We start from the raw sequence: 22,755 nt of genomic DNA, 5'->3' as shown, positions 1-22,755 counted from the left end.
GCTCGTTACCCCCCGTGACCAGCCGCTGCCGCCGCGTTGGCCGCCGTGGGCAGCGCGTCGGCGATGTGCTCCAGCGCGGCGTCGTCGATCGCCGCCGACACGAACCACGACTCGAACGCGCTCGGCGGCAGGTAGACGCCAGCGGCGAGCATCGCGTGGAAGAACGCCTTGAACGCCGGCACCTGCTGGGTGCGGGCGCTGTCGTAGTCGACCACGTCGGCGTCCGTGAAGAAGATCGAGAACATGCTGCCCGCGTACGACAGTCGGTGCGGGACCCCGGCGGCGGCCAACGCGTCGGAGGCCAGCTTGCCCACGACGGCGGCCGTCTCGTCGAGGCGGTGGTACAGCGCGTCGTCGGCGAGCCGCAGCGTGGCCAGACCGGCGGCGCAGGCGAGCGGGTTACCGGAGAGCGTGCCGGCCTGGTAGACCGGGCCGGCCGGGGCGAGCCGCGCCATGATGTCCGCACGCCCGCCGAACGCGGCGGCGGGCAGGCCACCACCCATGACCTTGCCGTACGTCCACAGGTCGGCGTCGGAGGCGTCGAGGCCGTGCCAACCGGCGCGGGAGACCCGGAAACCGGTCATCACCTCGTCCACCACGAACAGGGCGCCGTGCGCGTGCGCGATCCGGGCGAGTTGCTGGTTGAAGCCGTCGCGGGGTGCGACCACGCCCATGTTGCCGGCGGCCGCCTCGGTGATCACCGCCGCGATGTGCGGGCCCTCGGCGGCGAAGACCTCCTCCACCGCCCTGATGTCGTTGTACGGCAGCACGATCGTCTCGCTGGCCGCCGCGCCGGTCACGCCGGGCGAGTCGGGTAGGCCCAGGGTGGCCACGCCGGACCCGGCGGCGGCGAGCAGCGCGTCGACGTGGCCGTGGTAGCAACCGGCGAACTTGACGATCTTGGAGCGGCCGGTGAAGCCGCGAGCCAGCCGGATCGCCGACATGGTCGCCTCGGTGCCCGAGTTGACCAGGCGGACCTGCTCCATCGGGGTCCGGGCGACAAGCTCGGCGGCCAACTCCACCTCACCCGGCGTGGGAGTACCGAAGCTGGTGCCCAGTGCGGCGGCGGCCTGAACGGCGTCCACCACCTCCGGGTGCGCGTGCCCGAGGATCAGCGGACCCCAGGAGCAGACCAGGTCGACGTAGCGGCGGCCGTCGGCGTCGAACAGCCACGGGCCCTCGCCACGGACCATGAAACGCGGGGTGCCGCCGACCGCCTGAAAGGCGCGCACGGGGGAGTTCACCCCGCCCGGCACGATGGCGCGGGCGCGGGCGAACAGGGCCTCGGAGGCCGGCGCTTCGGCCGGGTAGCGGCCGGTACCGGCTGAAAGAATGTCGGTCACGATGCCGCCATTGTGTCAGCGCCGGACGGTCAACCAGCAGTGGGGTTACCGGGCTCACCCATGGCCGGTGCCCGTCAGCAGCGGTGACGTGGTGGGCTCGCGGCCTCGACGGGTGACGGCTCGCGGCCTCGACAGGCCGGGCCGGTCGGATCGCGCTAGGCTGACCGGGTGGATCGTGCCGAACTGTCCATCACGCTGCACCGGACGGGCGACGAAGCAGTTTTGCGCCTGGCCGGTGAGATCGACATGCTCACGGCGGCTCAGCTCTCCACCGTCGTCAACGAGGTGCTGGCCGACCCGCCCCCGCGGATCGTGCTCGACCTCGGCGGCGTCACCTTCTGCGACTCGCAGGGCCTGGGCACCCTGGTCGTGCTCAGCCGCAAGGCCAGCCACGCGCAGAGCCTGCTGATGCTGACCCACGTGGGCGAGTTCCTGATCCGCGTCCTCGACATCACAGGCCTCCGCAGCGCCCTGATGATCCGCAACGACCAACCCACCGGCTAACCCCGCCCTCCCGCTCCCCTCCCCCTCCCCCACCCCTCGGTCGCGTCGATCTAGGGGAAACCGTCGTGAGTTGATCTCCTCGGGCAACAACTTGCCCTAGATCGACGGGGGGTGGGGTGGGGAGGGGGCGGCGGGGGCGGAGGGGTGGGGGGTTAGGGGTTGGGATGTCTCGGGTTTGGAAGGCTTGGAGGGCTGTCGCGATCAGGGCTGCTGTCAGTGCTGTCAGGGTTGCTAGCGGGGTGACGGACCAGTTGTGGCCTAGGACCTGTGGGGTGTGGGTGAACGGGGAGAGGTCTAGCGCCCACTGGTTTAGCTCCAGCACCGCGCCTAGCTGACCGAGCAGCAGGCAGCCGGCGAGCACCGCCCAGGCGCCCCCGGAGAAACGGGGCAGCCAGCCGACCAGCAGCGCCGCCAGCCCGGCCAGCACCCAGGCCGCCGGCACCTGGGCCAGCCCGGCACCGAGCAGCCGCGGCAGTTCGCCGCCGACATCACCGACGCTGAGACCGTAGGCGAGCCCGGTGGCAAGCCCGGCGACCGCCAACACCACCGCCGGGCCGAGCAGCGCGAAGATCAGATGCGACGCCAGCCAGCGGGTCCGGCTCACCGCCGTCGCGAGCAGCGGTTCGGCCCGTCCGGCGGTCTCCTCCGCCCGCGCCCGCAGGGCGGCCTGGATGCCGTACCCGGCGGCGGCCAGGCCGGTCAGGCTCAACGTCCCACCGAGGTACGCCTCGGCGAGCGCGGAACTGCCACCGAGTCGGGACAGGATCTCGGCGAGCTGTTGGTTGCCCCCAACGGCGTCGCCAGCGGCGTCCGCCGCGCCGCCGAGCACCAGGCCGAGCAATCCGAAGCCGACGGTCCAACCGAGCAGTTGGCCACGGTGCAGCCGCCAGGCCAGGCCGAACGGGCCGGCCAGGCCCGCACCGGCGGTGGCCGGACCGAGCCGGGACGGGAACACCCCCGCGCCGAGGTCACGGCGGACCGAGACGGGGTACGCGACGAGCGCGACCACCACGCTGAACAGCACCGGCAGCAGCAGCACCCACCACCGCTCGTCGGCGTAGGCCCGGCCACGGGCCGCCCACCCCAGCGGCGAGAGCCAGCTCAGCCACTCGGCGCTCCCACCGGTGCCGCCGGAGGCCCCGGCGTCGCCGCCGAGCCGCAGCACGAAGGCCAGCCCGAGCACACCCAGGCCGATCCCACGTGCCCCGGCTGCGCTCTCGGTGAGCTGCGCGGTCAGCCCGCCGACCGTGGCGAAGACGATGCCGGTGAGCGCCACGCTGGCACCGAAGAGCACCGAACCAGCGCCGGGCATGCCGGCGGCGACCAGGCCGGCGGCACTGAGCAGGCCGAGCAGCACATTCGCGGCGTACGTCACCAGCAGCGCGGCGGTCAGCCCGGCGTACCGGCCCAGCACGGTGGCGCCGAGCAACTCCCGGCGACCGGCCTCCTCCTCGGTGCGGGTGTGCCGGACCACGGTGAGCACGCTGGCCAGCCCGGCGATCAGGGCCAGCAGACCGGCTCGCTGGACGGTCAGGGCACCGATGCTGTCCCCGTACACCGGGCCGAGCAGGGCGACGATCGACGGGTTGCTCGCCGTGCCGGCCAGGTACGCGGCCCGTTCGGCGGCGGTTGGGTACAGCTCGGCGTACGTGCTGGCGTAGCCGGCGGGCAGCACCGCCAGGAGAAGAACCCAGATCGGCAACACGACCCGGTCCCGGCGCAGGATCAGCCGCGCCAGATGCCCGGTGCCGGTGAAGGCGGTCATGACCGCACCTGCTCGGCCTGGTAGTGCCGCAGGAACAGTTCCTCCAGCGTCGGGGGCTGGCTGACCAGACTCCGTACGCCGATGTCGGTGAGCCTGCGCAGCGCGGCGTCCAGCGCGGCGTTCTCCACGTCGAAGCGCACCCGGTGGCCGTCCACCCGCAGGTCGTGCACCCCGGTGAGCTGGCCCAGACCGTCCACCGGGCCGGTCAGCTCCGCCTCGATCGAGGTCCGGCGCAGGTGGCGCAGGTCGGTCAGGGTGCCGGTCTCCACGTCCCGCCCGTTGCGGATGATCGTCACTCGGTCGCAGAGCGCCTCCACCTCGGCCAGGATGTGGCTGGAGAGCAGCACGGTGCGGCCGTCGGCTTTGGCCCGGCGGACCCAGCTCTGGAAGACCTCCTCCATCAGCGGGTCCAGGCCGGAGGTCGGCTCGTCCAGGATGAGCAGTTCGGCGTCGGAGGCGAGGGCGGCCACCAGGCCGACCTTCTGCCGGTTGCCCTTGGAGTAGGCCCGTCCCTTCTTGCGCGGGTCCAATTCGAAGGAGTCGAGCAGCTCGGCTCGGCGGGCCGGGTCGAGGCCGCCGCGCATCCGGCCGAGCAGATCGATGACCTCGCCGCCGGAGAGGTTGGGCCAGAGCGTCACGTCGCCCGGCACGTATGCCAGCCGACGGTGCAGGGCCACCGCGTCGCGCCACGGGTCACCACCGAGCAGGCGGACGACCCCCGCGTCCGTCCGCAGCAGGCCGAGCAGTGCCCGGATGGCAGTCGACTTGCCGGCGCCGTTCGGGCCGAGGAAGCCGTGCACCTCGCCGGTGCGGACGGTCAGGTCCAGACCGTCGAGTGCCCGTGTCCGGCCGAAGGTCTTGACCAGTCCGGACACCTCAATGGGAGTTTCCATGTATCGGAAGTTACACTCGTTTCACAAAGTTGTGAAGACAGTGCGAGCCGGGCACCATCGGGGCCCACGTGAGCACGTCAGGAAGGACCGCCATGCCAGCAGCTGACGGCCATGACCCGGTGCATCTGTTCGTCGAACGGATGGCGTTGACCTTCGCGGAGGTCGGCTTCCCGCGAATGGCCGCCCGGGTGCTGTTCACCGTGATGAGCGCGGACGACCCACTGACCGCCGGCGAGATCGGCGAGCGGCTCGGGGTGAGCGCGGCGGCGGTCAGCGGCGCCGTCCGCTACCTCACCCAGTTCGGGATGCTCATCCGTGAGCCGGTCCCCCGGTCCCGCCGGGACCGCTACCGAATGCCGGACAACCCCTGGTACGAGGCCACCATCACCAAGACCGGGCTCTACAAGACCTTCATCGACGTGGCCGAAGGCGGCGTGATCGCCCTCGACGGCCCCGACACGCCGGCCGGCGAGCGGGTAACCGAGATGCGCGACTTCTTCATCTTCGTGCAAGAGGAGATCGACTCGCTGGGTCAGCGCTGGCGGGACCGACGGGCCGCCACCGGCCACGTCCGGCCCGGCGAGGTCTGAGCCTCAGGCGGTGTTGCCCCAGCGGGCCTGTTCGAGGATGCGTACCGCCCGGTCACGGGCCTCCGGATCGTCCGAGCGGAGCAGGGTGGTCGCCTCGTCGACCGCGTCGGTGAGCCGCCGCCACTGCGTGTCACGCTCCCGGACCAGGTCCGACTGGGCTGCCAACTGCCGGGTCTTCACCCACAGCTCGACGAAGACCGACACCTTCGCCCGCAGCACCCACGGGTCGAACGGCTTGGTCAGGTAATCCACCGCGCCCACCTGGTATCCCCGAAGGGCGAGCTGTGCGTCCCGGTCAGCGGCGGTGAGGAAGATGATCGGCACGTGCCGGGTCCGCTCCCGGCGCTTGATGTGGCTCGCCGTCTCGAAGCCGTCCATGTCCGGCATCTGCGCGTCCAGCAGGATCACCGCGAAGTCGTCCACCAGGAGCTGCTTGAGCGCCGCCTCGCCGCTCTCCACCGCCACGGACTGGACCGGCAGGCCCTGGAGAATCGCCTCCAGGGCCGTCAGATTCTGCCGCCGGTCGTCCACGAGCAGCGCCTTGGCAATCTGGGTCACGAAGTCTCCTCGGTCCGGCTGCCGTTGATCCAGGACGACATCAACTCGATCAGGTCGTCCAGGTCGACCGGCTTGGTGATGTAGTCGCTGCCCCCGGCAGCGAGCGCCGACTCGCGGTCGCCCGGCATCGCCTTCGCGGTCAGGAAGACCACCGGCAGGTCGGCGAACCGGTGGTTGCGGCGAATCTGGCGGGTGGTCTCGTAACCGTCCTGGTCGGGCATCATGGCGTCCATCAGCACGATGTCCACCTCCGGGTGCTCGGCCAGCAGGCGGACACCGTCCGCCCCGTTGTCCGAGTACAGCACGGTCATCCCGTGCAGCTCCAACGCGCTGGTCAGGGCGAAGACGTTGCGGACGTCGTCATCCACGATCAACACGGTGGCGCCGTCCAGTTGGCGGGTTACCGGTGCCTCCGGTCGTTCCGACATCAGCTCCAGCGGCGGCATCAGCAGCGACGACGGCAGGCCGGCGCGCTGCGGAGACGGAAGCTGGGGCGCGACCACGGCGTCCGGGGCCAGCACCTGCGGCACGAACAGGGTGAAGGTCGAACCCTGACCCGGCGCGGACGACACGGTGATGGTGCCCCCGATCAGCCGGGCCAGGTCGCGGCTGATCGACAGGCCCAGGCCGGTGCCGCCGTAGCGGCGACTGGTCGTGCCGTCCGCCTGCTGGAACGCCTCGAAGATGATCGACAACTTGTCGTCGGAGATGCCGATGCCGGTGTCGATCACGGTGAACGCGATGACCTGCTGGGCGTTGGTCAGCGCCGGCACGTCGAAGACCGCGTTCTCCGCCGCCGGGGCGATCCGCAGCGTCACCGCACCGTTGTCGGTGAACTTCACCGCGTTGGAGAGCAGGTTGCGCAGGATCTGCTGCAACCGCTGCGCGTCGGTCACCAGCGCCGGCGGCAGATCCTTGCTCACCCGTACCTGGAAGTCCAGGTTTTTCTCCTCGGCCTGCGGCGCGAACGCCTGCTCGACGTAGCCGCGCAGCTCGGCGAAGCGGATCTCGGTCGGCTCGACGTCCATCCGGCCCGCCTCGATCTTGGACAGGTCGAGGATGTCGTCGATCAGGCGCAGCAGGTCGGAGCCGGACCCGTGGATGGTCCGAGCGAACTCGATCTGCTTCGGGCTGAGGTTCTGCTCCGAGTTCTCCGCCAGCAGGCGGGCCAGCAGCAGCAGCGAGTTCAGCGGCGTACGCAGCTCGTGGCTCATGTTGGCCAGGAACTCCGACTTGTAGGCCGAGGCCCGGGTCAGCTGCTGCGCCTTCTCCTCCAGGCCCAGCCGAGCCAGCTCGATCTCCCGGTTCTTCGTCTCGATGTTGCCCTTCTGCTCGGAGAGCAGAGTGGCCTTCTCCTCCAACTCGGCGTTGGTGCGCTGCAACTCCGCCGACTGCTCCTGCATCTCGTGCGCCAGCCGCTGCGACTGGGCCAGCAGTTGCTCCGTACGCCGGTTGGCCTGGATGGTGTTGACCGCGATGCCGATGGTGAGCACCAGCCGTTCCAGGAACGACAGGTGCAGCTCGGAGAAGGCCGACACGCTGGCGAACTCGATCACCCCGAGCAACTCACCCTCGAACAGGACGGGAAGCACCACCAGGTCGGACGGGGGTGTCTCGGCCAGGCCCGAACGCAGGGTGAGCCGGCTGTTCGGGGAGGCGCTGACCCGGATCGTGCGACGGGAGAGCGCGGTCTGCCCGACCAGCCCCTCACCCGGGCCGAAGGTGACGTCGGTCCCCCGCGCCACGTACCCGTACGAGGAGGTCAGCCGCAGCCGCATGCTGCCGTCGGCGTCGTCGGCCAGGAAGAAGGCGCCGAGCTGGGCGTCGACCAGCGGGGTCACCTCCGTCATGATCATGCGGCAGACCTCGCCGAGGTCGCGCTGGCCCTGCAACAGGCCACCGATCCGGGCCAGGTTGGAGTCCAGCCAGCCCTGCTCGGCGTTCTTCTTTGTCGTCTCCCGCAGGGTGACGATCATCTGGTTGATGTTGTCCTTCAGCTCGGCGACCTCGCCCTGCGCCTTGACCGCGATCCGCTGGGTCAGGTCGCCCCGGGTCACCGAGGTGGACACCTGGGCGATGGCACGCAGCTGCGTGGTCAGCGTCGAGGCGAGCTGGTTGACGTTCTCGGTGAGGTCTCGCCAGGTGCCGGAGACGCCCTTGACCTGCGCCTGACCTCCGAGCTTGCCCTCGATACCGACCTCGCGGGCCACCCGGGTCACCTCGTCGGCGAACGACGACAGCTGGTCGACCATCGTGTTGACCGTGGACTTCAGCTCCAGGATCTCGCCCTGGGCGTCGACCGTGATCTTCTGCGACAGGTCACCCTTCGCCACGGCGGTGGTCACCGAGGCGATGTTGCGGACCTGACTGGTCAGGTTCGACGCCATCGAGTTCACGTTGTCGGTCAGGTCCCGCCACGTGCCACTGACGCCCTTGACCTGCGCCTGACCGCCGAGCTTGCCCTCGGTGCCCACCTCACGGGCCACCCGCGTCACCTCGTCGGCGAACGACGACAGCTGGTCCACCATCGTGTTGACCGTCGACTTCAGCTCCAGGATCTCGCCCCGCGCATCCACAGTGATCTTCTGCGACAGGTCACCCTTCGCCACCGCCGTGGAGACCTGGGCGATGTTGCGTACCTGGGCAGTCAGGTTGGAGGCCATCGAGTTCACGTTGTCGGTCAGGTCCCGCCAGGTGCCGGCAACCCCGCGCACCTGGGCCTGACCGCCCAGCTTGCCCTCGGTGCCCACCTCACGGGCCACCCGCGTCACCTCGTCGGCGAACGACGACAGCTGGTCCACCATCGTGTTGACCGTCGACTTCAGCTCCAGGATCTCGCCCCGCGCATCCACAGTGATCTTCTGCGACAGGTCACCCTTCGCCACCGCCGTGGTCACCGAGGCGATGTTGCGGACCTGACTGGTCAGGTTCGACGCCATCGAGTTCACGTTGTCGGTCAGGTCCCGCCACGTGCCACTGACGCCCTTGACCTGCGCCTGACCGCCCAGGTTGCCCTCGGTGCCCACCTCACGCGCGACCCGGGTCACCTCGTCGGCGAACGACGACAGCTGGTCCACCATCGTGTTGACGGTGTTCTTCAGCTCCAGGATCTCGCCCTGGGCGTCCACCGTGATCTTCTGCGACAGGTCACCCTTCGCCACCGCGGTGGAGACCTGGGAGATGTTGCGGACCTGGCTGGTCAGGTTGCCGGCCAACTGGTTGACGTTCTCCGTGAGGTCACGCCAGGTGCCGGAGACGCCGCGTACCTGGGCCTGACCGCCCAGCTTGCCCTCGATGCCCACCTCACGGGCCACCCGCGTCACCTCGTCGGCGAACGACGACAGCTGGTCCACCATCGTGTTGACGGTGTCCTTCAGCTCCAGGATCTCGCCCTGCGCCGCCACCGTGATCTTCTGCGACAGGTCACCCCGCGCCACCGCCGTGGAGACCTGGGCGATGTTGCGCACCTGGGCGGTCAGGTTCGACGCCATCGAGTTGACGCTGTCGGTCAGGTCCTTCCAGGTCCCGGCCACGTTCGGCACCTCGGCCTGGCCGCCCAGCTTGCCCTCGGTGCCCACCTCGCGCGCCACCCGGGTCACCTGCTCGGCGAAGAGCCGCAGCGTGTCGGTGAGGTAGTTCATCGTGGCGGCCAACTCGGCCACCTCACCGCGCGCGCCGACCGTGATCTTCTGCGACAGGTCGCCCTTCGCCACCGCCGTCGCCACCTGCGAGATCGACCGCACCTGGCCGGTCAGGTTCGACGCCATGGTGTTCACCGAGTCGGTGAGGTCCTTCCAGGTGCCGGCGACGCCCCGGACATCGGCCTGGCCGCCCAGCTTGCCCTCGGTGCCCACCTCACGGGCCACCCGGGTCACCTCGTTCGAGAACGACGAGAGCTGGTCGACCATCGTGTTCACGGTGCGCCCGATGCGCAGGTACTCACCACGCAGCGGCCGGCCGTCGATCTCCAACGCCATGTGCTGGGACAGGTCGCCGTCCGCGACGGCCACGATGACCCGGGCGATCTCGGTGGTCGGTCGGCCCAGGTCGTCGATCAGCGAGTTGATCGCCCGCTGCCCCTCCGCCCAGGAGCCGTCCAGCCCCTCGTCGTCCAGTCGCTCGGTGAGCCGGCCGTCGCGACCGACGATCCGGCTGATCCGCCGCAGGTCCAGGTACTGCCGCTCCTGGAGCGAGACCACCTCGTTGAAGGCGTCCGCCACCTCACCGGCCGTGCCGGCGCGACGGGGGAGCCGGACCTTCAGGTCGCCGCGACGGACCCGTCGCAGTGCCTCGGTCAACTCACCGAGGAGCGCCTCGTGGTCGGGCGCGGACGGGTCCGCCACCGACTGCTTCGCCGTGGTCATCATTCCTCGCTCAACTCGGGGGCGCCGGTCCGTGCGGACACACCGACACCCCATATTGTGCCCGCGCGCGCCGTGGTGCCAGGGTGTGCGACCCGCCAGGTGGCCCTGATCGCCGTCCGATCCGCCCGATCGGCACCGAGCTGGCACGCCGGTCGCAAACCTCGCTCCGGATCCGGCACCCGTCGTTGCGACGCACCAGGCCGATTCGCCACGGGTGCCCGTGACCGATACGTCAGCCCGCTATTGGTGATCGGCTTGGCACCCGGTGGGGCGACGGTGGAGGATACGGGGGTGTCAGCCGAGACGGGGCCCGCGACGGCCGGGGCCCGGGACGGGGCGAACCGGCGTGTCCGGCTGCCCGCAGACCGCCGTACGCCGGCCGCCGCCCGCGCCGTGGTGCGCTCGGCGCTGACCGAGGCACACCTGGACGAGCTGGCCAACGAGGCCCTGCTGCTCACCACCGAGCTGACCACCAACGCCGTCGAACACGCCCGCACCGAGTTGGACATCGAGGTCGTCGCCGACGAGATCGGGCTGACGGTCACCGTCTCCGATTTCGCGCCCGGCTCGGGCGACGAGCTGACCGTCGGCACCCGCAACGACTCCACCGAGATCAACGAGGTGTCCGAGCGGGGCCGGGGCCTGCTGCTCGTCGACCACTTCGCCAGCCGTTGGGGCACGACATACCTGCCCACCGGGAAGGGCGTCTGGTTCCGGCTTGACCGCCCCGGCGCCGACCTGCCGGCCGAGGGCACCGCCGGTGGCGAGTCGACGCCGGCCAGCGCCGACCCGCGGGCGAGCACCGACAGCTCCACGCCGAGCGCCAGCGCGATGAGCGAGCTCATGCAGACCGCCCCCGACCTGTACGCGGACGACCCGCTGCCCGACTTCGCCACCAACCTGCTCAGCCGGGTCGCCGAGATGGTGGGCGCCGCTGGCGGCACGATCCACCTGGACCGGGGCGACGGGCAGGGCCACCAGGTGTTGGCCCGCTTCGGTCGGCCGCCCCGCCCCGGCAGTGAGCTGCTGCGGGTGCCGCTGACGGTGCACCGCCCGTACGCCGGGGAGCTGGAGTTGGACGCCGCGCCGTCGGCGTACGCCCGGCCGTTGGCGGTGCTCACCGCCGAGCGGCTGTCGCTGCACCTGGAGAACGACCGGTTGCGCAGGGCCGACCTCCGGCGGCAGGTGTGGCTGACGTTCCTGGCCGAGGCGAGCGAACTACTCGCCCAGTCGTTGGACGTCGACCTGACCATGGCGCTGGTGCCGCAGTTGGTGGTGCCGAGACTCGGCCAGTGGTGCGCGGTGCACACCGCCGACGAGTGGGGCCGGCTCCGGCTGGCGGCGGCGAGCCACGCCGACGAGTCGATGCTTCCGCAGCTGCACAAGGTGCTGGCGGAGACCGGGCAGGATTCGATCCAGGCCCGCCTCCGCGAGGCGTCCCGCAGCGCGGCGCAGATCCCCCTGGGCGGGCCGATGGAGGGTTTCGCGGTCCCGCTGATCGCGCGCGGGCAGCGGCTCGGCACCCTGGCCGTGGGGCGGCACCAACGGCACCGACACGACCCGGACGAGATGGCCGTGTTGGAGGACGTGGCCCGGCGGGCCGCGCTGGCCATCGAGAACGCCCGGATCCACGCCGAGCGCCGCCGTGTGGCGCAGACGCTCCAGCAGTCCCTGCTACCGCCGGTGCTGCCACTGGTGGAGGGGATCGGCTTCGCCGCCGAGTACGTCCCGACCGGTGACGACGCGGAGGTGGGGGGCGACTTCTACGACGTGGTGCCGCTGCCCGACGGTCGTTGGCTGGTGGTGATCGGTGACGTCTCGGGCAAGGGCGTCCAGGCCGCCGCGGTGACCGGGCTGGTCCGGGACGTGATCCGGGTGCTGGTCGGCGACGGCAAACCGTTGCCGGAGGCGTTGGCGCGGCTCAACGAGACGCTTGTCGAGCGGGGTGGCGGGCGTTACTGCACGTTGGCGCTGGCGGCGGTCGGGCCGGGCGAGGGCGACCAACTGGACGTGTCGCTGCATCTGGCCGGGCACGACCGGCCGGTGCTGCTGGCCGGTGCGGGTGGCGCCGGGTTCGTCGGCACCGGCGGCACCGCACTCGGTCTGCTCGACAAGATCACCTCACCGACGGCGAAGATCGCGCTCGCACCGGGCGATTCGTTGATCTTCTACACCGATGGCGTCACCGAGCGGCGGCGTGGCCGGGAGCTGTTCGGCACCGACCGACTGCGGGACGCGGCCGCGCCCCTGGCCGGATATTCGGCCGACGTGGTCGCCGCCAGGCTGCGCTCCGCCGCGATCAACTTCTCGGTCGAGCCGCCCCGGGACGACATCGCCATCCTGGTGCTCCGCAACGACGCCACCTGACCGTCGTCGGCGGCCCTCGAATTTCGGGCCTGCTCGGTAGATTGACGGTCATGTCGAGTGTCGCGCAGGCCACGTCGTACTCTCGGCCAGCGGTTCGCGCCCTGATCGCCGCCCAACTGGCGACCATCGGCGGGTTCCTCGCCGTGCTGCTGCTCTACCTGGGTCGGATGGCGGCCGCCGACGTTGGCCCGGCCGAGATGCTGACCGGCGCGTACGACCCCAAGGACGTGGTCCCGTTCGGGATGCACGGGGCGAACCCGTTCTACTGGCTCTACGCCGTGGTGTCGGTGCTCTACCTGGTGGGTGCGGTGCTCGGGCCGCCGCTGGCGCTCGTCGCGGTGGCACTGGCCGCCCGGGAGCGTGCAGCTCTCCCCCGGGCGACCCGTGCGCTGCTGCTGGCCGGCGCTGCCGGCACCCTGCTGGTGCTGGTGGTCCGGTTTACCCCACCGCTGCTGGACATGCACAGATGGTGGCTGGACTGATCGACCCGGGCAGCCGGCGGCGGTGTCAGAGGCCGCCGGGGAGGCGCCCGGGGGCGAGCCGGTGCTCCGGATCGAGGTGCTCCTTGGCCGCCCGCAACTGGGCCAGGCCGGCCAGCTCGCCCCAGAGGTCGACGGCCTGGCGGACCGCCGCAGGAGCGGAGACCACCACGCAGCGGCCCTGCCGAGCCAGCAACACCCCTCGGACGGCGGCCAGGATGGACGCCACCCGGTCGGGTGCCAGCGCGCCGGGCAGTGCCGCGTGCACCACGCCCAGCCCGGCGGACCCCCGCACCGGCACCGGGGCGCCGGCCGCGTCGCGTAGCGCGTAGACGGCGGCGTGCAGGTCGCCGATCGGCACCTCCAGGCGCAGCGCGGTGTCGCCGGGCGCGAACGGGTAGCGGCGCCACCAGGTCGGCGCGGAGTGGGCGACCGTCGCCTCCCCGTGCAGCAGGCCGACCAGACGCTCGGCGCGTTCGGTCACGTCGGCAGGGCCGCCCTCCAACAGCACGACGAGGCTGCCCGCCCGGGTCGGGGCGCTGGACCGGCCGGACATCGACGGGTGGCGTTCCCGGGCGGTGGCCGCCGGGTGGCCCGGCGGGTACGGCGTACGTGGCCGGGGCGTGCCTCCGGGGAGGTCCAACTCGATGGCTGCCGGGTCGAGGCGGGCGGCGAGGATCATCCGGACCAGGTCGTGCACCTCCAGCGGTGTCCACACCGGTCGGGACACCCAGAGCCGGCTCGCCGGCACCGGTTGCACCCGCAGGCTCGCCGAGACCAGCACGCCGAGCGCGCCCTGGGAGCCACAGAGCAGCCGGGCCAGGTCGAGGCCGGGCGCGCCACCCCCGGCGCTGACCAGCTCACCATCGGCACCGAGATAGCGGACACCGAGCAGTTGGTCGCAGGGGCTGCCGTGGCGGTGTTGCAGCGGGCCGGCCTCGCCGGCGGCGAGCACACCACCCAGGGTCGCGCCAGGTGACGGGGCGTCCATCGCGAGCCGCTGCCCGGTGCGCTCCAGCGTGGCCTGCACCGCCCGCAGCGGGGTGCCGGCGCCCACCTCGGCCACCAGCGCGCCGACCGGCTCGTGGCCGATGCCGGCCAGCCGGCCGGTGTCGAGCATGATGTCGACCTGCACCGGCGTGGCGCCCCAGTCGATCTTCGTGCCGGCGCCCCGAGGCACCACCGCCAGGTCGTGCGCGGCGGCCAGCCGCAGCACCTCGGCGGCGGCGTGCGGGCCGCCCGGCACCGCCACCCAGCGCGCCGGCCGCCCCGCCACCTCGTCCGCCGGACCGCCCATCCGGGAGAACGGCGGACCGCAGATCGCCGCCAACCGCCGGGTGATCTCGAGGGCTCCGGACCGGCCGAGGGAACTTGCTGCTGCCGCCATGGCGCTCATCGTACATGTGTTCGAATGGCGTGGTGACGACTATCGGGATGCCACTGGTCCGGCGGATCACGGGCGCCGGCCGGTAACGTGGCCGCCGTGACCACCGAGACTGCCCCGCCCGCGGCGAAACGGGTGCCCAGCGAGCGCACCCACCACGGCGACACCGTCATCGACGAGTACGCCTGGCTCGCCGCCAAGGACGACCCGGAGACGATCGCCTACCTGACCGCCGAGAACGAGTACACCGACGTGCGCACGGCGCACCTGGCCGAGCTGCGCGGCGAACTGTTCGAGGAGACCCGTCGGCGCACCCGGGAGACCGACCTGTCCGTGCCGACCCGCAAGGGCGGGCACTGGTATTACACCCGGACGGTCGAGGGGCAGCAGTACGGGGTGCAGTGCCGGCGCGCGGTCCGCGACGGTGAGATCGACCCGCCGGTCAGCGCGGATGGCGCCCCGCTCGACGGCGAGGAAGTGCTGCTCGACGGCAACCTGCTGGCCGAGGGGCACGACTTCTTCTCGCTGGGCGCGTTCGACGTCAGCCCGGACGGTCGCTGGCTGGCCTACTCCACCGACTTCTCCGGCGACGAGCGGTTCACCCTGCGCGTGAAGGACCTGACCACCGGCGAGTTGCTGCCGGACGAGGTACCGGACACGTTCTACGGCACCGCCTGGTCGACCGACGCATCGGTGCTGTTCTACGTGACGGTGGACGACGCCTGGCGGCCGAACCGGGTCTGGCGGCACACCGTCGGCTCGGCCGCCGCCGACGATGTGGTGGTCCACCAGGAGGACGACGAGCGGTTCTGGGTGGGCGTGGAGCTGACCCGGTCGGAAAAGTTCATCCTGATCGACGTCCACAGCAAGGTCACCAGCGAGGTGCTGGTCATCCCCGCCGGCAACCCGACCGGCGAGCCCGCCGTGATCGCGCCCCGCCGGCAGGGCATCGAATACGCGGTGGAGCACCACGGCCACCGTTTCCTGATCCTGCACAACGACGGCGCGGAGGACTTCGCGCTGGCCTTCACCTCGGCGGACGCGCCGGGCGATTGGGTGCCGCTGATCGAGCACACCCCCGGCACCCGGCTGGAGGCCGTCGACGCCTTCGCCAACCACCTGGTGGTGTCGTTGCGCACCGACGGGCTCACCGGGCTGCGGGTGCTGCCGGTGGGCAGCGACGACGCGTACGACATCGACTTCCCCGAGCCGCTGTACAGCGTCGGGCTGGACGCCAACCCGGAGTACCGCACCGGACAGGTCCGCTTGCGCTACTCCTCGCTGATCACCCCCGACTCGGTGTACGACTTCGACCTGGTCACCCGGCAGATGGTGCTGCGCAAGCAGAAGCCCGTGCTGCCCGGGCCGGACGGGCGGCCGTACGACCCGGCCGAGTACGAGCAGCACCGTGACTGGGCGCTCGCCGACGACGGCACGCGGGTGCCGATCTCACTGGTCTGCCGCGTCGGCACGCCCCGGGACGGCTCGGCCCCCTGCGAGCTGTACGGCTACGGCTCGTACGAGGCCAGCATGGACCCGTGGTTCTCGGTGGCCCGACTGTCCCTGCTGGACCGGGGCGTGGTCTTCGCGGTGGCGCACACCCGGGGCGGCGGTGAGCTGGGTCGACGTTGGTACGACCAGGGCAAGCTGCTGGCCAAGAAGAACACCTTCACCGACTTCGTCGCCTGCGCCCGGCACCTGGTCAAGGCCGGCTGGACGGCCAGCGACCGACTTGTCGCCCGGGGCGCCTCGGCCGGCGGCCTGCTGATGGGCGCGGTCGCCAACCTCGCCCCGGATGCGTTCACCGGGATCGTGGCGCAGGTGCCGTTCGTGGACGCCCTCACGTCGATCCTCGACCCGTCGCTGCCGCTGACCGTCACCGAGTGGGAGGAGTGGGGCAACCCACTGGAGGACCCCGAGGTGTACGCGTACATGAAGTCCTACACGCCGTACGAGAACGTGGCCTCGGTGGAATACCCCGCGATCCTCGCGGTGACCAGCCTCAACGACACGCGGGTGCTCTACTCGGAGCCGGCGAAGTGGATCGCTCGGCTGCGGGCGGTCGCCCCGGGCGGCGACTACCTGCTCAAGACCGAGATGGGTGCCGGGCACGGCGGTCCGAGCGGTCGTTACGACGCCTGGCGCGAGGAGGCGTTCATCAACGCCTGGATCCTGGACCGCATCGGCCACGCCTGACCCGTCGGGCCAGGTCGTGTGTGCGCGGGCGTTCCGCGCCGCACGGCCTGGCCTTTCCGGGGTCGCGGCGGATGTCGGGACCTAGACTTCCGGGGTGACCGGGGCTACGGATGGTGACGACAGGGCCGCCGAGGATGCCCGCCGACCGAGCGTGGCGGCGGTGGCGCGGGATCGTCGCGTCTGGCTGATCCTCGCCGTGGTCGCCGGCCTCCTGGTCTGTTGTTGCTCGGCCGTGGTCGGCGCGCTGATCGCACTCTCCGCCGGTCTGCTCAGCGCCTGACCTGGCCGAGCAGATCATGCCGGCCGGTGGGGACACCTCGGTTCAGGTCGTCCGCAGCTCGTCCAGGGCGGTGCTGACGCGCAGGAAGAGCAGGCCGACACCGACCGTCACCAGCACAGCCGCCAACGCGCCAGCGCCGAGCCACACCAGGTGCTCCAGGGGTACGGGAACGACTCGCTGCACCTCGGGTATGTGCACGATCCGGGTGTACTGCTCTCGGGTCGCAGGGTCGTCACAGAGCGCCGCCGTGGCCTCGCAGATCGACGTCGACCCGCCGCCCGCTGACACCTCCGTCACGAGCCCTCGCCCGAGCAGCGTGCCCACGGTGAGCGCGAGCAGGATCGCCGGCACGGCCGGCACCAACGCCTGCCAGGCCACCGAACGGCTCAGCGTGGCGCGGGGCACCCCGGTGGCGACCAACGCGGCGTAGGCGCGTCGACGGGCAACGATCCCCTCGACCAGCGCGACGATCAGCCCGCCCGTCGCGATCAGGATGGCCACGGCGATCGCACCATCGACAAGATCCATCGTCGACAGATAGAAGGGGTTGGCGCCACCACCGTCCACCCCGGCGAGTCGGCTCTGCTCCCGGTCGAGCTGGTCCTTGGTGGCAAAGTAGGCGCGCTGGGCTGCCGCACCCCCACCGAAGATCAGTGCGGCGAGCAGTGCCGCGAACGTGCGACTGCCCGCCCACGGGTCGGCCATCAGCCGGCCCGCCGCGAGCAGAGCCGCTGGACGGCGGGCGTGCCGACGCAACAACCGCCCACAGTTATACGAGATCCAGCCGGTGCCGATCACCACCCCGATCATCGCCGCGAACGCACCCACCGCGAACAACAGCGGCACCAGCCAGGCCAGCTCTTCGCTGTCGTCGAACCGATATACCGCCGGGCGGATCAGCGCGAACGATGCCACGCCGAACCCGATCAGGAGCCCGGCCCACGGGCCTGGACCGCGCTCGCGGGCGGCCTTGCGGCTCACCCCGAGCGGGCTCATGGTGACCGTACGCAGCATCAGAGCGGTGGCCAGCGCCGCGACGACCGGCAGACCGAGCACCACGCCGGCCAGCGCGCCGGGCGACGGCAGCACGTCGGTGGGCAGAATCAGTTGACCTCGCGCGTCCGGGCGGTGCAGCAGATCGCGGCCAACCAGGTAGACACCCAGCCCGACGAGCGTGCCGAGCAGAGCGGCCACGCCGGTCTCCAGCACCACCAGCCGGGTGACCTGCCCGGGAGTGGCACCGGCCAATCGGAGCGCGGCCAACCTGCGGTCCCGTGCCGGCGCGCCGAGCCGGGCGCACTGACCGGCCAGCGCCAGCACCGGGATCATCAGCATCAGCAGCGCGAACGCCGTACCGCCGCGCAGCCCGGGCTCGCGCAGCAACGCGTTGTGGTACTGCTCGGACTGCGCCCAGGCGTCGCCTGCGGGCTTCTCGATGGCCAGCACGGTGAGCGCCGCGAGCCCGGCCAGGGTCGCCAGCAGCGCGCTGAGCGCGGTGAGCACCACCCGGGCGGTGTCGGTGCGGGTGCCGGCGAGCGCGAGGCGGACCAGCGTCGCCGGTCTCACCGCGTGCCGCCGACCAACGGCACGTCGAGCCCCAGGCCGGTGTGATCCACCAGGCCGTCGCGCAGCACGATCTCCCGATCGGCGTACGCGGCGATCCGCGGCTCGTGGGTGACCAGCACGACGGCGGTGCGCTGCTCACGGGCGAGCCGGACCAGTTGGGTGAGCACCTGCTCGCCGGTGAGCGTGTCCAGTGCGCCGGTCGGCTCATCGGCGAAGAGCACCCGGGGCTCGGTCACCAGCGCCCGCGCCGTGGCGCATCGCTGCTGCTGACCACCGGACATCTCACCCGGCCGGAGGTCGGCCAACTCCGCCACGCCGAACCGCTCCAGCCAGGTGAGCGCCGCCGTCCGTGCCTCTCGCCGCCCCGTGCCGGCGAGGAGCAGGGGCAGTGCGACGTTCTCGGCCGCTGTCAACTCGGCCACCAGCTGACCAAACTGGAACAGCACCCCGAACTCGGTGCGCCGCAGCCGCGACCGGGCCGCCTCCGACCAGGTGTCGATGCGGTGCCCGCGCCAGGTGACCTCGCCGGCGTCCGGCCGAAGGATCCCGGCCAGGCAGTGCAGCAGGGTCGACTTGCCGCAGCCACTCGGACCGGTGACGGCGACGATCTCGCCCTCGGCCACCTCGAGCGTCACGCCGCGCAGCGCGGGCGTCGGGCCGTACGCCCGAACCACGCCGCGAGCCTGGAGTTGCGTCACGGATGCACCTCCCGGTGCCAGTCGGCGACGCGGCTCAGAGTGGCGTGCAGCCACCGCAGATCCGCGTCGAGGTGGGCGATAGCGAAATCGGCAGCGACCACGTCGCTCAGGGTGGCGGCCGGATCGGCCTTGACCGCGGTCAGCTCACGCAGCCGTGCGGTGTGCGCGACGCGCTGGGAGATCAGGTAGGACTGGGCCCGATCAACATCGGCGACCAGCAGCGCCACCACGACCTTGGCGAAGAGCGTGCTGGCCACGTACGGCATGGGTGCTTCCACTGTGGACAACCACTGGTCCAGCGCGACCCGCCCCTGGTCAGTCAGCGCGTACGCGGTGCGATCTGGCCCGCCCACCCTGTCCTGCCCGGCGGCAGCCACCAGCCCGTCCCGTTCGAGGCGGCCGAGAGTGGCGTAGACCTGCCCGAAGGCCAGCGGCCGAGCCCGCGGCAGCCGCTCGTCGTGCGCACGCTTCAGCTCATACCCGTGCCGGCTGCCCCCAGCAAGCAACCCGAGCAGAACATGCGGCGTAGACACGCCCCGAACTATTCACCGAGCGACTACCCAAGTCAACAACCCACCCAACCCCCACCCACCCCCACCCAGCTCCACCCCCGGCCCCACCTGGTTGATCAAGAGGTTTGCGTCACCAGCGCGCCGAAATCTGACGCAAACCTCTTGATCACCGAAGACGGCGGGTGGGGGTGGGAGGTGGGAGGTGGGGACGGGTTAGGGGGTGGGCCAGGTGGGGGTGCGGCCGGTTTGGGACAGGAGGTGGGCCAGGTCGGGGGCGGGAGCCGCCGTGGTGGGGGTTGGGATCGGGTCGGCGAAGACGCCCATCTTGCGGGCGGTGGGACCCAACTGCTCGACCAGCTCGTGCAGCTCGACCAACGCCTCCGGCGCCGGGCTGTACGGCTGGCCGGTGGCGACGGCGAGATCCCAGCCGTGCACGGTCAGGTCCAGCAGAGCCATACCGCCGATGACGGTCTGCGGCATGCCCATGCCCGGTGACACACCCTCCAGGGTGGACGGGTCCGACCAGGCGGCGACCAGACGGTCGGTCTCCGCCTCGAACCGGTCCCGCCAGCCGTCGCTCAGGTGGTCGGGCTTCTCGGCCCACTCCACCGGCTGCTTCGCGGCCAACTCCTGGAAGTTGACCACCACCTCGAACAGGTGGTTGAGCAGATCACGGACCACGTAGTCGTGGCACGGCGTGGGCAGGTCGAGCTGGTCGTCGGCGATGCCACGCACCACATCGACAGTTCGTGGCGCGGCAGCCGCCAGCAGATCGCTAGTCTGAGTGGTCATAGGGCCAGCGTATGAGGGTGGTCTTGAATAAATGCGACAGCAACCGCGTAGCGACAGTCGGGGGATCCTCGATCCCGGCCGCATGCTGCGCGAGGTGCGCTTCCGTCGGCACCTGCCGGTGGAGTCGCTACGCCCGTGGGTCGAGCACTACTGGTTGATCGACTGGGCGTTGAGCACACCGTTCGAGCAGCGGGTCGTGCCGCACCCGGCGGTGAACGTGGTGTTCCGGCGTGACGGCGACGGGCCCGAGTCCGGCGAGGTGGCCGGGGTGCGCCGCGACCTGTTCCGGATCACGCTCACCGGCACCGGCCGGGTGGGCGGGGTGCAGTTCCGCCCCGGTGGCTTCCACGCCTTCTGGCGTCGGCCGGTCACCGAACTGACCGGCCGCCGGGTGCCGCTGCCAGCCGGGCGACTGACACGCCCCGACTTCCCGGTCTGCGCGGCCACCGACGTCGAGCGCTGCCGCGCGTTGGACACCCTGCTCACCGCCTGGGAACCCGAGCCGGACCCGTTGGCCGAAGAGGCTGTCCGGCTGGCCGAGGCGATCCGTACCGACCGGATGGTGCTGCGGGTCGACGACTTCGCCGCGCGGCATGATCTTCCGGTCCGCCGGTTGCAACGGCTCTTCACGGAGTACGTGGGGGTCGGGCCGAAGTGGGTGATCCGCCGCTACCGGCTCCAGGAGGCCGTCGAACAGGCCGCCGGTGGCCCGCTGAGCTGGGCAGACCTTGCCGCGGACCTCGGTTACAGCGATCAGGCCCACCTGGTCCGCGACTTCACCGCCGTGGCGGGAGTGTCACCCGCCGCCTACGCCCGCTCGGTGCACTGAGGCCAGCAACGCACTGAGGGCCAGCAACGCACCGAGGGGCCAGCAACGCACCGAGGGGCCAGCAACGCACCGAACTACCAACGGCACCGGGCTCAGCGGCGGCGCAGGACGACCACGGCGACGTCGTCCTGGATCTCCGGTGGCGCCAGTTCCACCAGCAGTCGGGCGCAGAAGCGGTCCAGGTCCTCGTCGACCGTGGCGGAGATCGCGGCGAGCGCGGCCAGCCCCTCGTCGATGGGGGCGTCCCGTCGCTCGATCAGCCCGTCGGTGTAGAACACCAGCGTGGCCCCGGCCGGCAGGACGAACTCCAGGTCGGCCGGGCGAGGCGCGCGGACGCCGAGCAGCGGCGCGGAGTGCTGCACGAACTCGACCTTCCCGTCCATGCTGAGCACCGGTGGAAGATGCCCGGCGCTGGCCAGCCGGACCCGCCCGGTCGGCGGGTGCAGCAGCAGTACGCAGAGCGTGGCGATCTCGTTCGGCAGCAGTGTCCGCATCAACTCGTTGACCCGGTGCAGGATCTCGCCGGGCTGGTGGCCCTCGACCGCGTACGCCCGCACCGCGTGCCGCAGCTCGGCCATCACGGTCGCCGCGTGCAGCGAGTGGCCGGCCACGTCCCCGATCGCCAGCAGGAGGTGCCCGTCGAGCATCACCAGTTCGTAGAAGTCGCCGCCCACCTCGGTCTGTGCGCTGGCCGGCTCGTAGCGTACGGCGAGATCCAGTCCGGCCACCGTGGGCAGACCGCGCGGGAGCAGGCTGCGTTGAAGGGTGACCGCGATCCGGTGCTCCTCGTCGAACGAGCGCTGCGCCTCCACCGCCGCCGCCACCGCTTGAGCCAGCTGCTTGAGCACCGGGGTCCGAGCGGTCTGGGTGGCGGTCGGGACCACCACGTACAGCGGGGCCCGGTCCTCCCGCAGCTTGGCGGCGGCGACCGTCACCGAGTCGTCCGCCGGCCAGTCCACCAGCGCCCAGTTCGCCGGGGTCTCCACCCGGACCGTGGCACCGGTCGGCACACCGGTGTCGTCGACGACCCACGGCACCACGGCGGCCACCGCGCCCGGACCGGCGCAGATCCCCGCGAGACAGTCACCGTCGAACGTCTCGGCGATCACCGCCGCCGGGCTCTTGAAGATCTGTGCCGCACCCTCGGCGGCTGCCTCCAGCAGGCGTACGAAGGTGGGCGCGGCGTGTACCGCCACGGTCGTGTCGGCCAGCCCGAGCAGCCGCTCGGCGAGCAGTTCGGCGCGCTGCCGGGCCTGGTAGTAGCGCAGCACCGCCCGTGTGGTGGCGATCAGCTCTTCCGGCTCGATCGGCTCGGTCAGGTACGCGTCAGCACCCCGGGTCAACCCCTGGGCACGGTCGGCCACGTCCACGGCGTGCGCCGACACGTGGATCACCGGCATCGCCGGATGCCGCGCCTTGATCTGTTCGCAGACCTCGTAGCCGCTCAGGTCGGGCAACCGGACGTCGAGGACCACCAGGTCGATCCGGTCCACCTCGACCCGGTCCAACGCCTCGGCGCCGTTCTCGGCCTCGAGCACGGTGAACCCGGCCCGAGTCAGCCAACTCACCAGCAGGTAACGCTTGGTACGGCTGTCATCGACCACCAGGACGGTCGCCGGCATGCCGTCCATCCCG

Annotated in this window: 18 protein-coding genes; 7 read left to right on the top strand and 11 right to left on the bottom strand. The window is 71.4% G+C overall.

The features are described from left to right. Positions 1-5: 5 nt before the first annotated feature. The gene (gene hemL / locus PCA76_RS01735) at positions 6-1,343 is read right to left on the bottom strand and encodes a glutamate-1-semialdehyde 2,1-aminomutase (RefSeq protein WP_272614786.1); all 1,338 of its coding nucleotides are present in this window, start codon (positions 1,341-1,343) and stop codon (positions 6-8) included. Between the two features lie 168 nt (positions 1,344-1,511). Between hemL and PCA76_RS01730 the strand changes: the two genes are divergently transcribed. Further along, entirely contained in the window at positions 1,512-1,847 is a 336-nt protein-coding gene (locus tag PCA76_RS01730; RefSeq protein ID WP_272614785.1) for an STAS domain-containing protein, read from the top strand. On the opposite strand, the gene PCA76_RS01725 is transcribed toward PCA76_RS01730, so the two are convergent. Together PCA76_RS01725 and PCA76_RS01720 are read right to left on the bottom strand one after the other, a co-directional pair. Then, entirely contained in the window at positions 1,795-3,612 is a 1,818-nt protein-coding gene (locus PCA76_RS01725) for an ABC transporter permease (protein WP_272614783.1), read from the bottom strand. The genes PCA76_RS01730 and PCA76_RS01725 overlap by 53 nt on opposite strands. After that, complete coding sequence (locus tag PCA76_RS01720; protein ID WP_272614782.1) at positions 3,609-4,505, bottom strand: ABC transporter ATP-binding protein; 897 nt, start codon at positions 4,503-4,505, stop codon at positions 3,609-3,611. Before PCA76_RS01720 ends, PCA76_RS01725 begins: the two co-directional genes overlap by 4 nt. Positions 4,506-4,597: 92 nt before the next feature. On the opposite strand from PCA76_RS01720, the gene PCA76_RS01715 reads away from it, so the two are divergent. Continuing rightward, the gene (locus PCA76_RS01715) at positions 4,598-5,095 is read left to right on the top strand and encodes a GbsR/MarR family transcriptional regulator (RefSeq protein WP_272614781.1); all 498 of its coding nucleotides are present in this window, start codon (positions 4,598-4,600) and stop codon (positions 5,093-5,095) included. A 3-nt stretch (positions 5,096-5,098) separates the two neighbouring features. On the opposite strand, the gene PCA76_RS01710 is transcribed toward PCA76_RS01715, so the two are convergent. Next, the gene (locus PCA76_RS01710) at positions 5,099-5,653 is read right to left on the bottom strand and encodes a response regulator (RefSeq protein WP_272614780.1); all 555 of its coding nucleotides are present in this window, start codon (positions 5,651-5,653) and stop codon (positions 5,099-5,101) included. Further along, complete coding sequence (locus PCA76_RS01705) at positions 5,650-10,017, bottom strand: HAMP domain-containing protein (protein WP_272614778.1); 4,368 nt, start codon at positions 10,015-10,017, stop codon at positions 5,650-5,652. The genes PCA76_RS01710 and PCA76_RS01705 overlap by 4 nt, the downstream gene beginning before the upstream one ends. Positions 10,018-10,308: 291 nt before the next feature. Between PCA76_RS01705 and PCA76_RS01700 the strand changes: the two genes are divergently transcribed. Both PCA76_RS01700 and PCA76_RS01695 read left to right on the top strand, forming a co-directional pair. Further along, positions 10,309-12,384: a SpoIIE family protein phosphatase gene (locus PCA76_RS01700; RefSeq protein ID WP_272614777.1), complete on the top strand. Its 2,076-nt coding sequence runs from the start codon at positions 10,309-10,311 to the stop codon at positions 12,382-12,384. 50 nt (positions 12,385-12,434) lie between these two features. Next, the gene (locus tag PCA76_RS01695) at positions 12,435-12,866 is read left to right on the top strand and encodes a hypothetical protein (RefSeq protein WP_272614776.1); all 432 of its coding nucleotides are present in this window, start codon (positions 12,435-12,437) and stop codon (positions 12,864-12,866) included. A gap of 25 nt (positions 12,867-12,891) precedes the next feature. Here the strand turns inward: PCA76_RS01695 and PCA76_RS01690 are convergent, their stop codons facing one another. Continuing rightward, positions 12,892-14,250: an FAD-binding oxidoreductase gene (locus tag PCA76_RS01690; RefSeq protein ID WP_272614775.1), complete on the bottom strand. Its 1,359-nt coding sequence runs from the start codon at positions 14,248-14,250 to the stop codon at positions 12,892-12,894. Positions 14,251-14,346: 96 nt separating this feature from the next. On the opposite strand from PCA76_RS01690, the gene PCA76_RS01685 reads away from it, so the two are divergent. Next, positions 14,347-16,443, top strand: a complete 2,097-nt coding sequence (locus PCA76_RS01685; protein ID WP_272614773.1) for a S9 family peptidase — start codon at positions 14,347-14,349, stop codon at positions 16,441-16,443. A gap of 94 nt (positions 16,444-16,537) precedes the next feature. Continuing rightward, on the top strand, positions 16,538-16,723 hold the full coding sequence (locus tag PCA76_RS01680) for a hypothetical protein (protein WP_272614771.1): 186 nt from the start codon (positions 16,538-16,540) through the stop codon (positions 16,721-16,723). A 42-nt stretch (positions 16,724-16,765) separates the two neighbouring features. On the opposite strand, the gene PCA76_RS01675 is transcribed toward PCA76_RS01680, so the two are convergent. The 4 genes from PCA76_RS01675 to PCA76_RS01660 form a co-directional block, all read right to left on the bottom strand. After that, positions 16,766-18,289, bottom strand: a complete 1,524-nt coding sequence (locus PCA76_RS01675) for an ABC transporter permease (protein WP_272614770.1) — start codon at positions 18,287-18,289, stop codon at positions 16,766-16,768. After that, on the bottom strand, positions 18,286-18,987 hold the full coding sequence (locus tag PCA76_RS01670) for an ABC transporter ATP-binding protein (RefSeq protein WP_272614768.1): 702 nt from the start codon (positions 18,985-18,987) through the stop codon (positions 18,286-18,288). Before PCA76_RS01670 ends, PCA76_RS01675 begins: the two co-directional genes overlap by 4 nt. Then, positions 18,984-19,520: a PadR family transcriptional regulator gene (locus PCA76_RS01665; protein ID WP_272614767.1), complete on the bottom strand. Its 537-nt coding sequence runs from the start codon at positions 19,518-19,520 to the stop codon at positions 18,984-18,986. The genes PCA76_RS01670 and PCA76_RS01665 overlap by 4 nt, the downstream gene beginning before the upstream one ends. A 192-nt stretch (positions 19,521-19,712) precedes the next feature. After that, positions 19,713-20,291 (bottom strand): TIGR03086 family metal-binding protein, encoded by a 579-nt coding sequence (locus PCA76_RS01660; RefSeq protein WP_272614765.1) that lies wholly within the window; start codon positions 20,289-20,291, stop codon positions 19,713-19,715. Positions 20,292-20,322: 31 nt separating this feature from the next. Here PCA76_RS01660 and PCA76_RS01655 point away from each other — a divergent pair, with 31 nt between their 5' ends. Continuing rightward, entirely contained in the window at positions 20,323-21,120 is a 798-nt protein-coding gene (locus tag PCA76_RS01655; RefSeq protein ID WP_272614764.1) for a helix-turn-helix domain-containing protein, read from the top strand. A 92-nt stretch (positions 21,121-21,212) separates the two neighbouring features. Here PCA76_RS01655 and PCA76_RS01650 read toward each other — a convergent pair whose 3' ends face one another. After that, positions 21,213-22,751 carry a SpoIIE family protein phosphatase gene (locus tag PCA76_RS01650; protein ID WP_272614762.1) on the bottom strand — a complete coding sequence of 513 codons (1,539 nt, stop codon included), beginning with the start codon at positions 22,749-22,751 and terminating at the stop codon, positions 21,213-21,215. Between the last annotated feature and the right edge of the window lie 4 nt (positions 22,752-22,755).

This window comes from Micromonospora sp. LH3U1, from assembly GCF_028475105.1.
GTDB lineage: Bacteria > Actinomycetota > Actinomycetes > Mycobacteriales > Micromonosporaceae > Micromonospora.
The sequence above is the reverse complement of the archived record's forward strand: the minus strand, read 5'-3'. Positions and strand labels throughout refer to the sequence as shown.

Excerpts from the sequence above, each read along its gene's own strand:
- PCA76_RS01695 (WP_272614776.1), top strand. The coding sequence starts at position 12,435 with ATGTCGAGTGTCGCGCAGGCCACGTCGTACTCTCGGCCAGCGGTTCGC.
- PCA76_RS01660 (WP_272614765.1), bottom strand. The coding sequence starts at position 20,291 with ATGACCACTCAGACTAGCGATCTGCTGGCGGCTGCCGCGCCACGAACT.
- PCA76_RS01705 (WP_272614778.1), bottom strand. The coding sequence starts at position 10,017 with ATGACCACGGCGAAGCAGTCGGTGGCGGACCCGTCCGCGCCCGACCAC.
- PCA76_RS01655 (WP_272614764.1), top strand. The coding sequence starts at position 20,323 with ATGCGACAGCAACCGCGTAGCGACAGTCGGGGGATCCTCGATCCCGGC.
- PCA76_RS01650 (WP_272614762.1), bottom strand. The coding sequence starts at position 22,751 with ATGGACGGCATGCCGGCGACCGTCCTGGTGGTCGATGACAGCCGTACC.
- PCA76_RS01690 (WP_272614775.1), bottom strand. The coding sequence starts at position 14,250 with ATGGCGGCAGCAGCAAGTTCCCTCGGCCGGTCCGGAGCCCTCGAGATC.
- PCA76_RS01725 (WP_272614783.1), bottom strand. The coding sequence starts at position 3,612 with ATGACCGCCTTCACCGGCACCGGGCATCTGGCGCGGCTGATCCTGCGC.
- PCA76_RS01715 (WP_272614781.1), top strand. The coding sequence starts at position 4,598 with ATGCCAGCAGCTGACGGCCATGACCCGGTGCATCTGTTCGTCGAACGG.
- PCA76_RS01720 (WP_272614782.1), bottom strand. The coding sequence starts at position 4,505 with ATGGAAACTCCCATTGAGGTGTCCGGACTGGTCAAGACCTTCGGCCGG.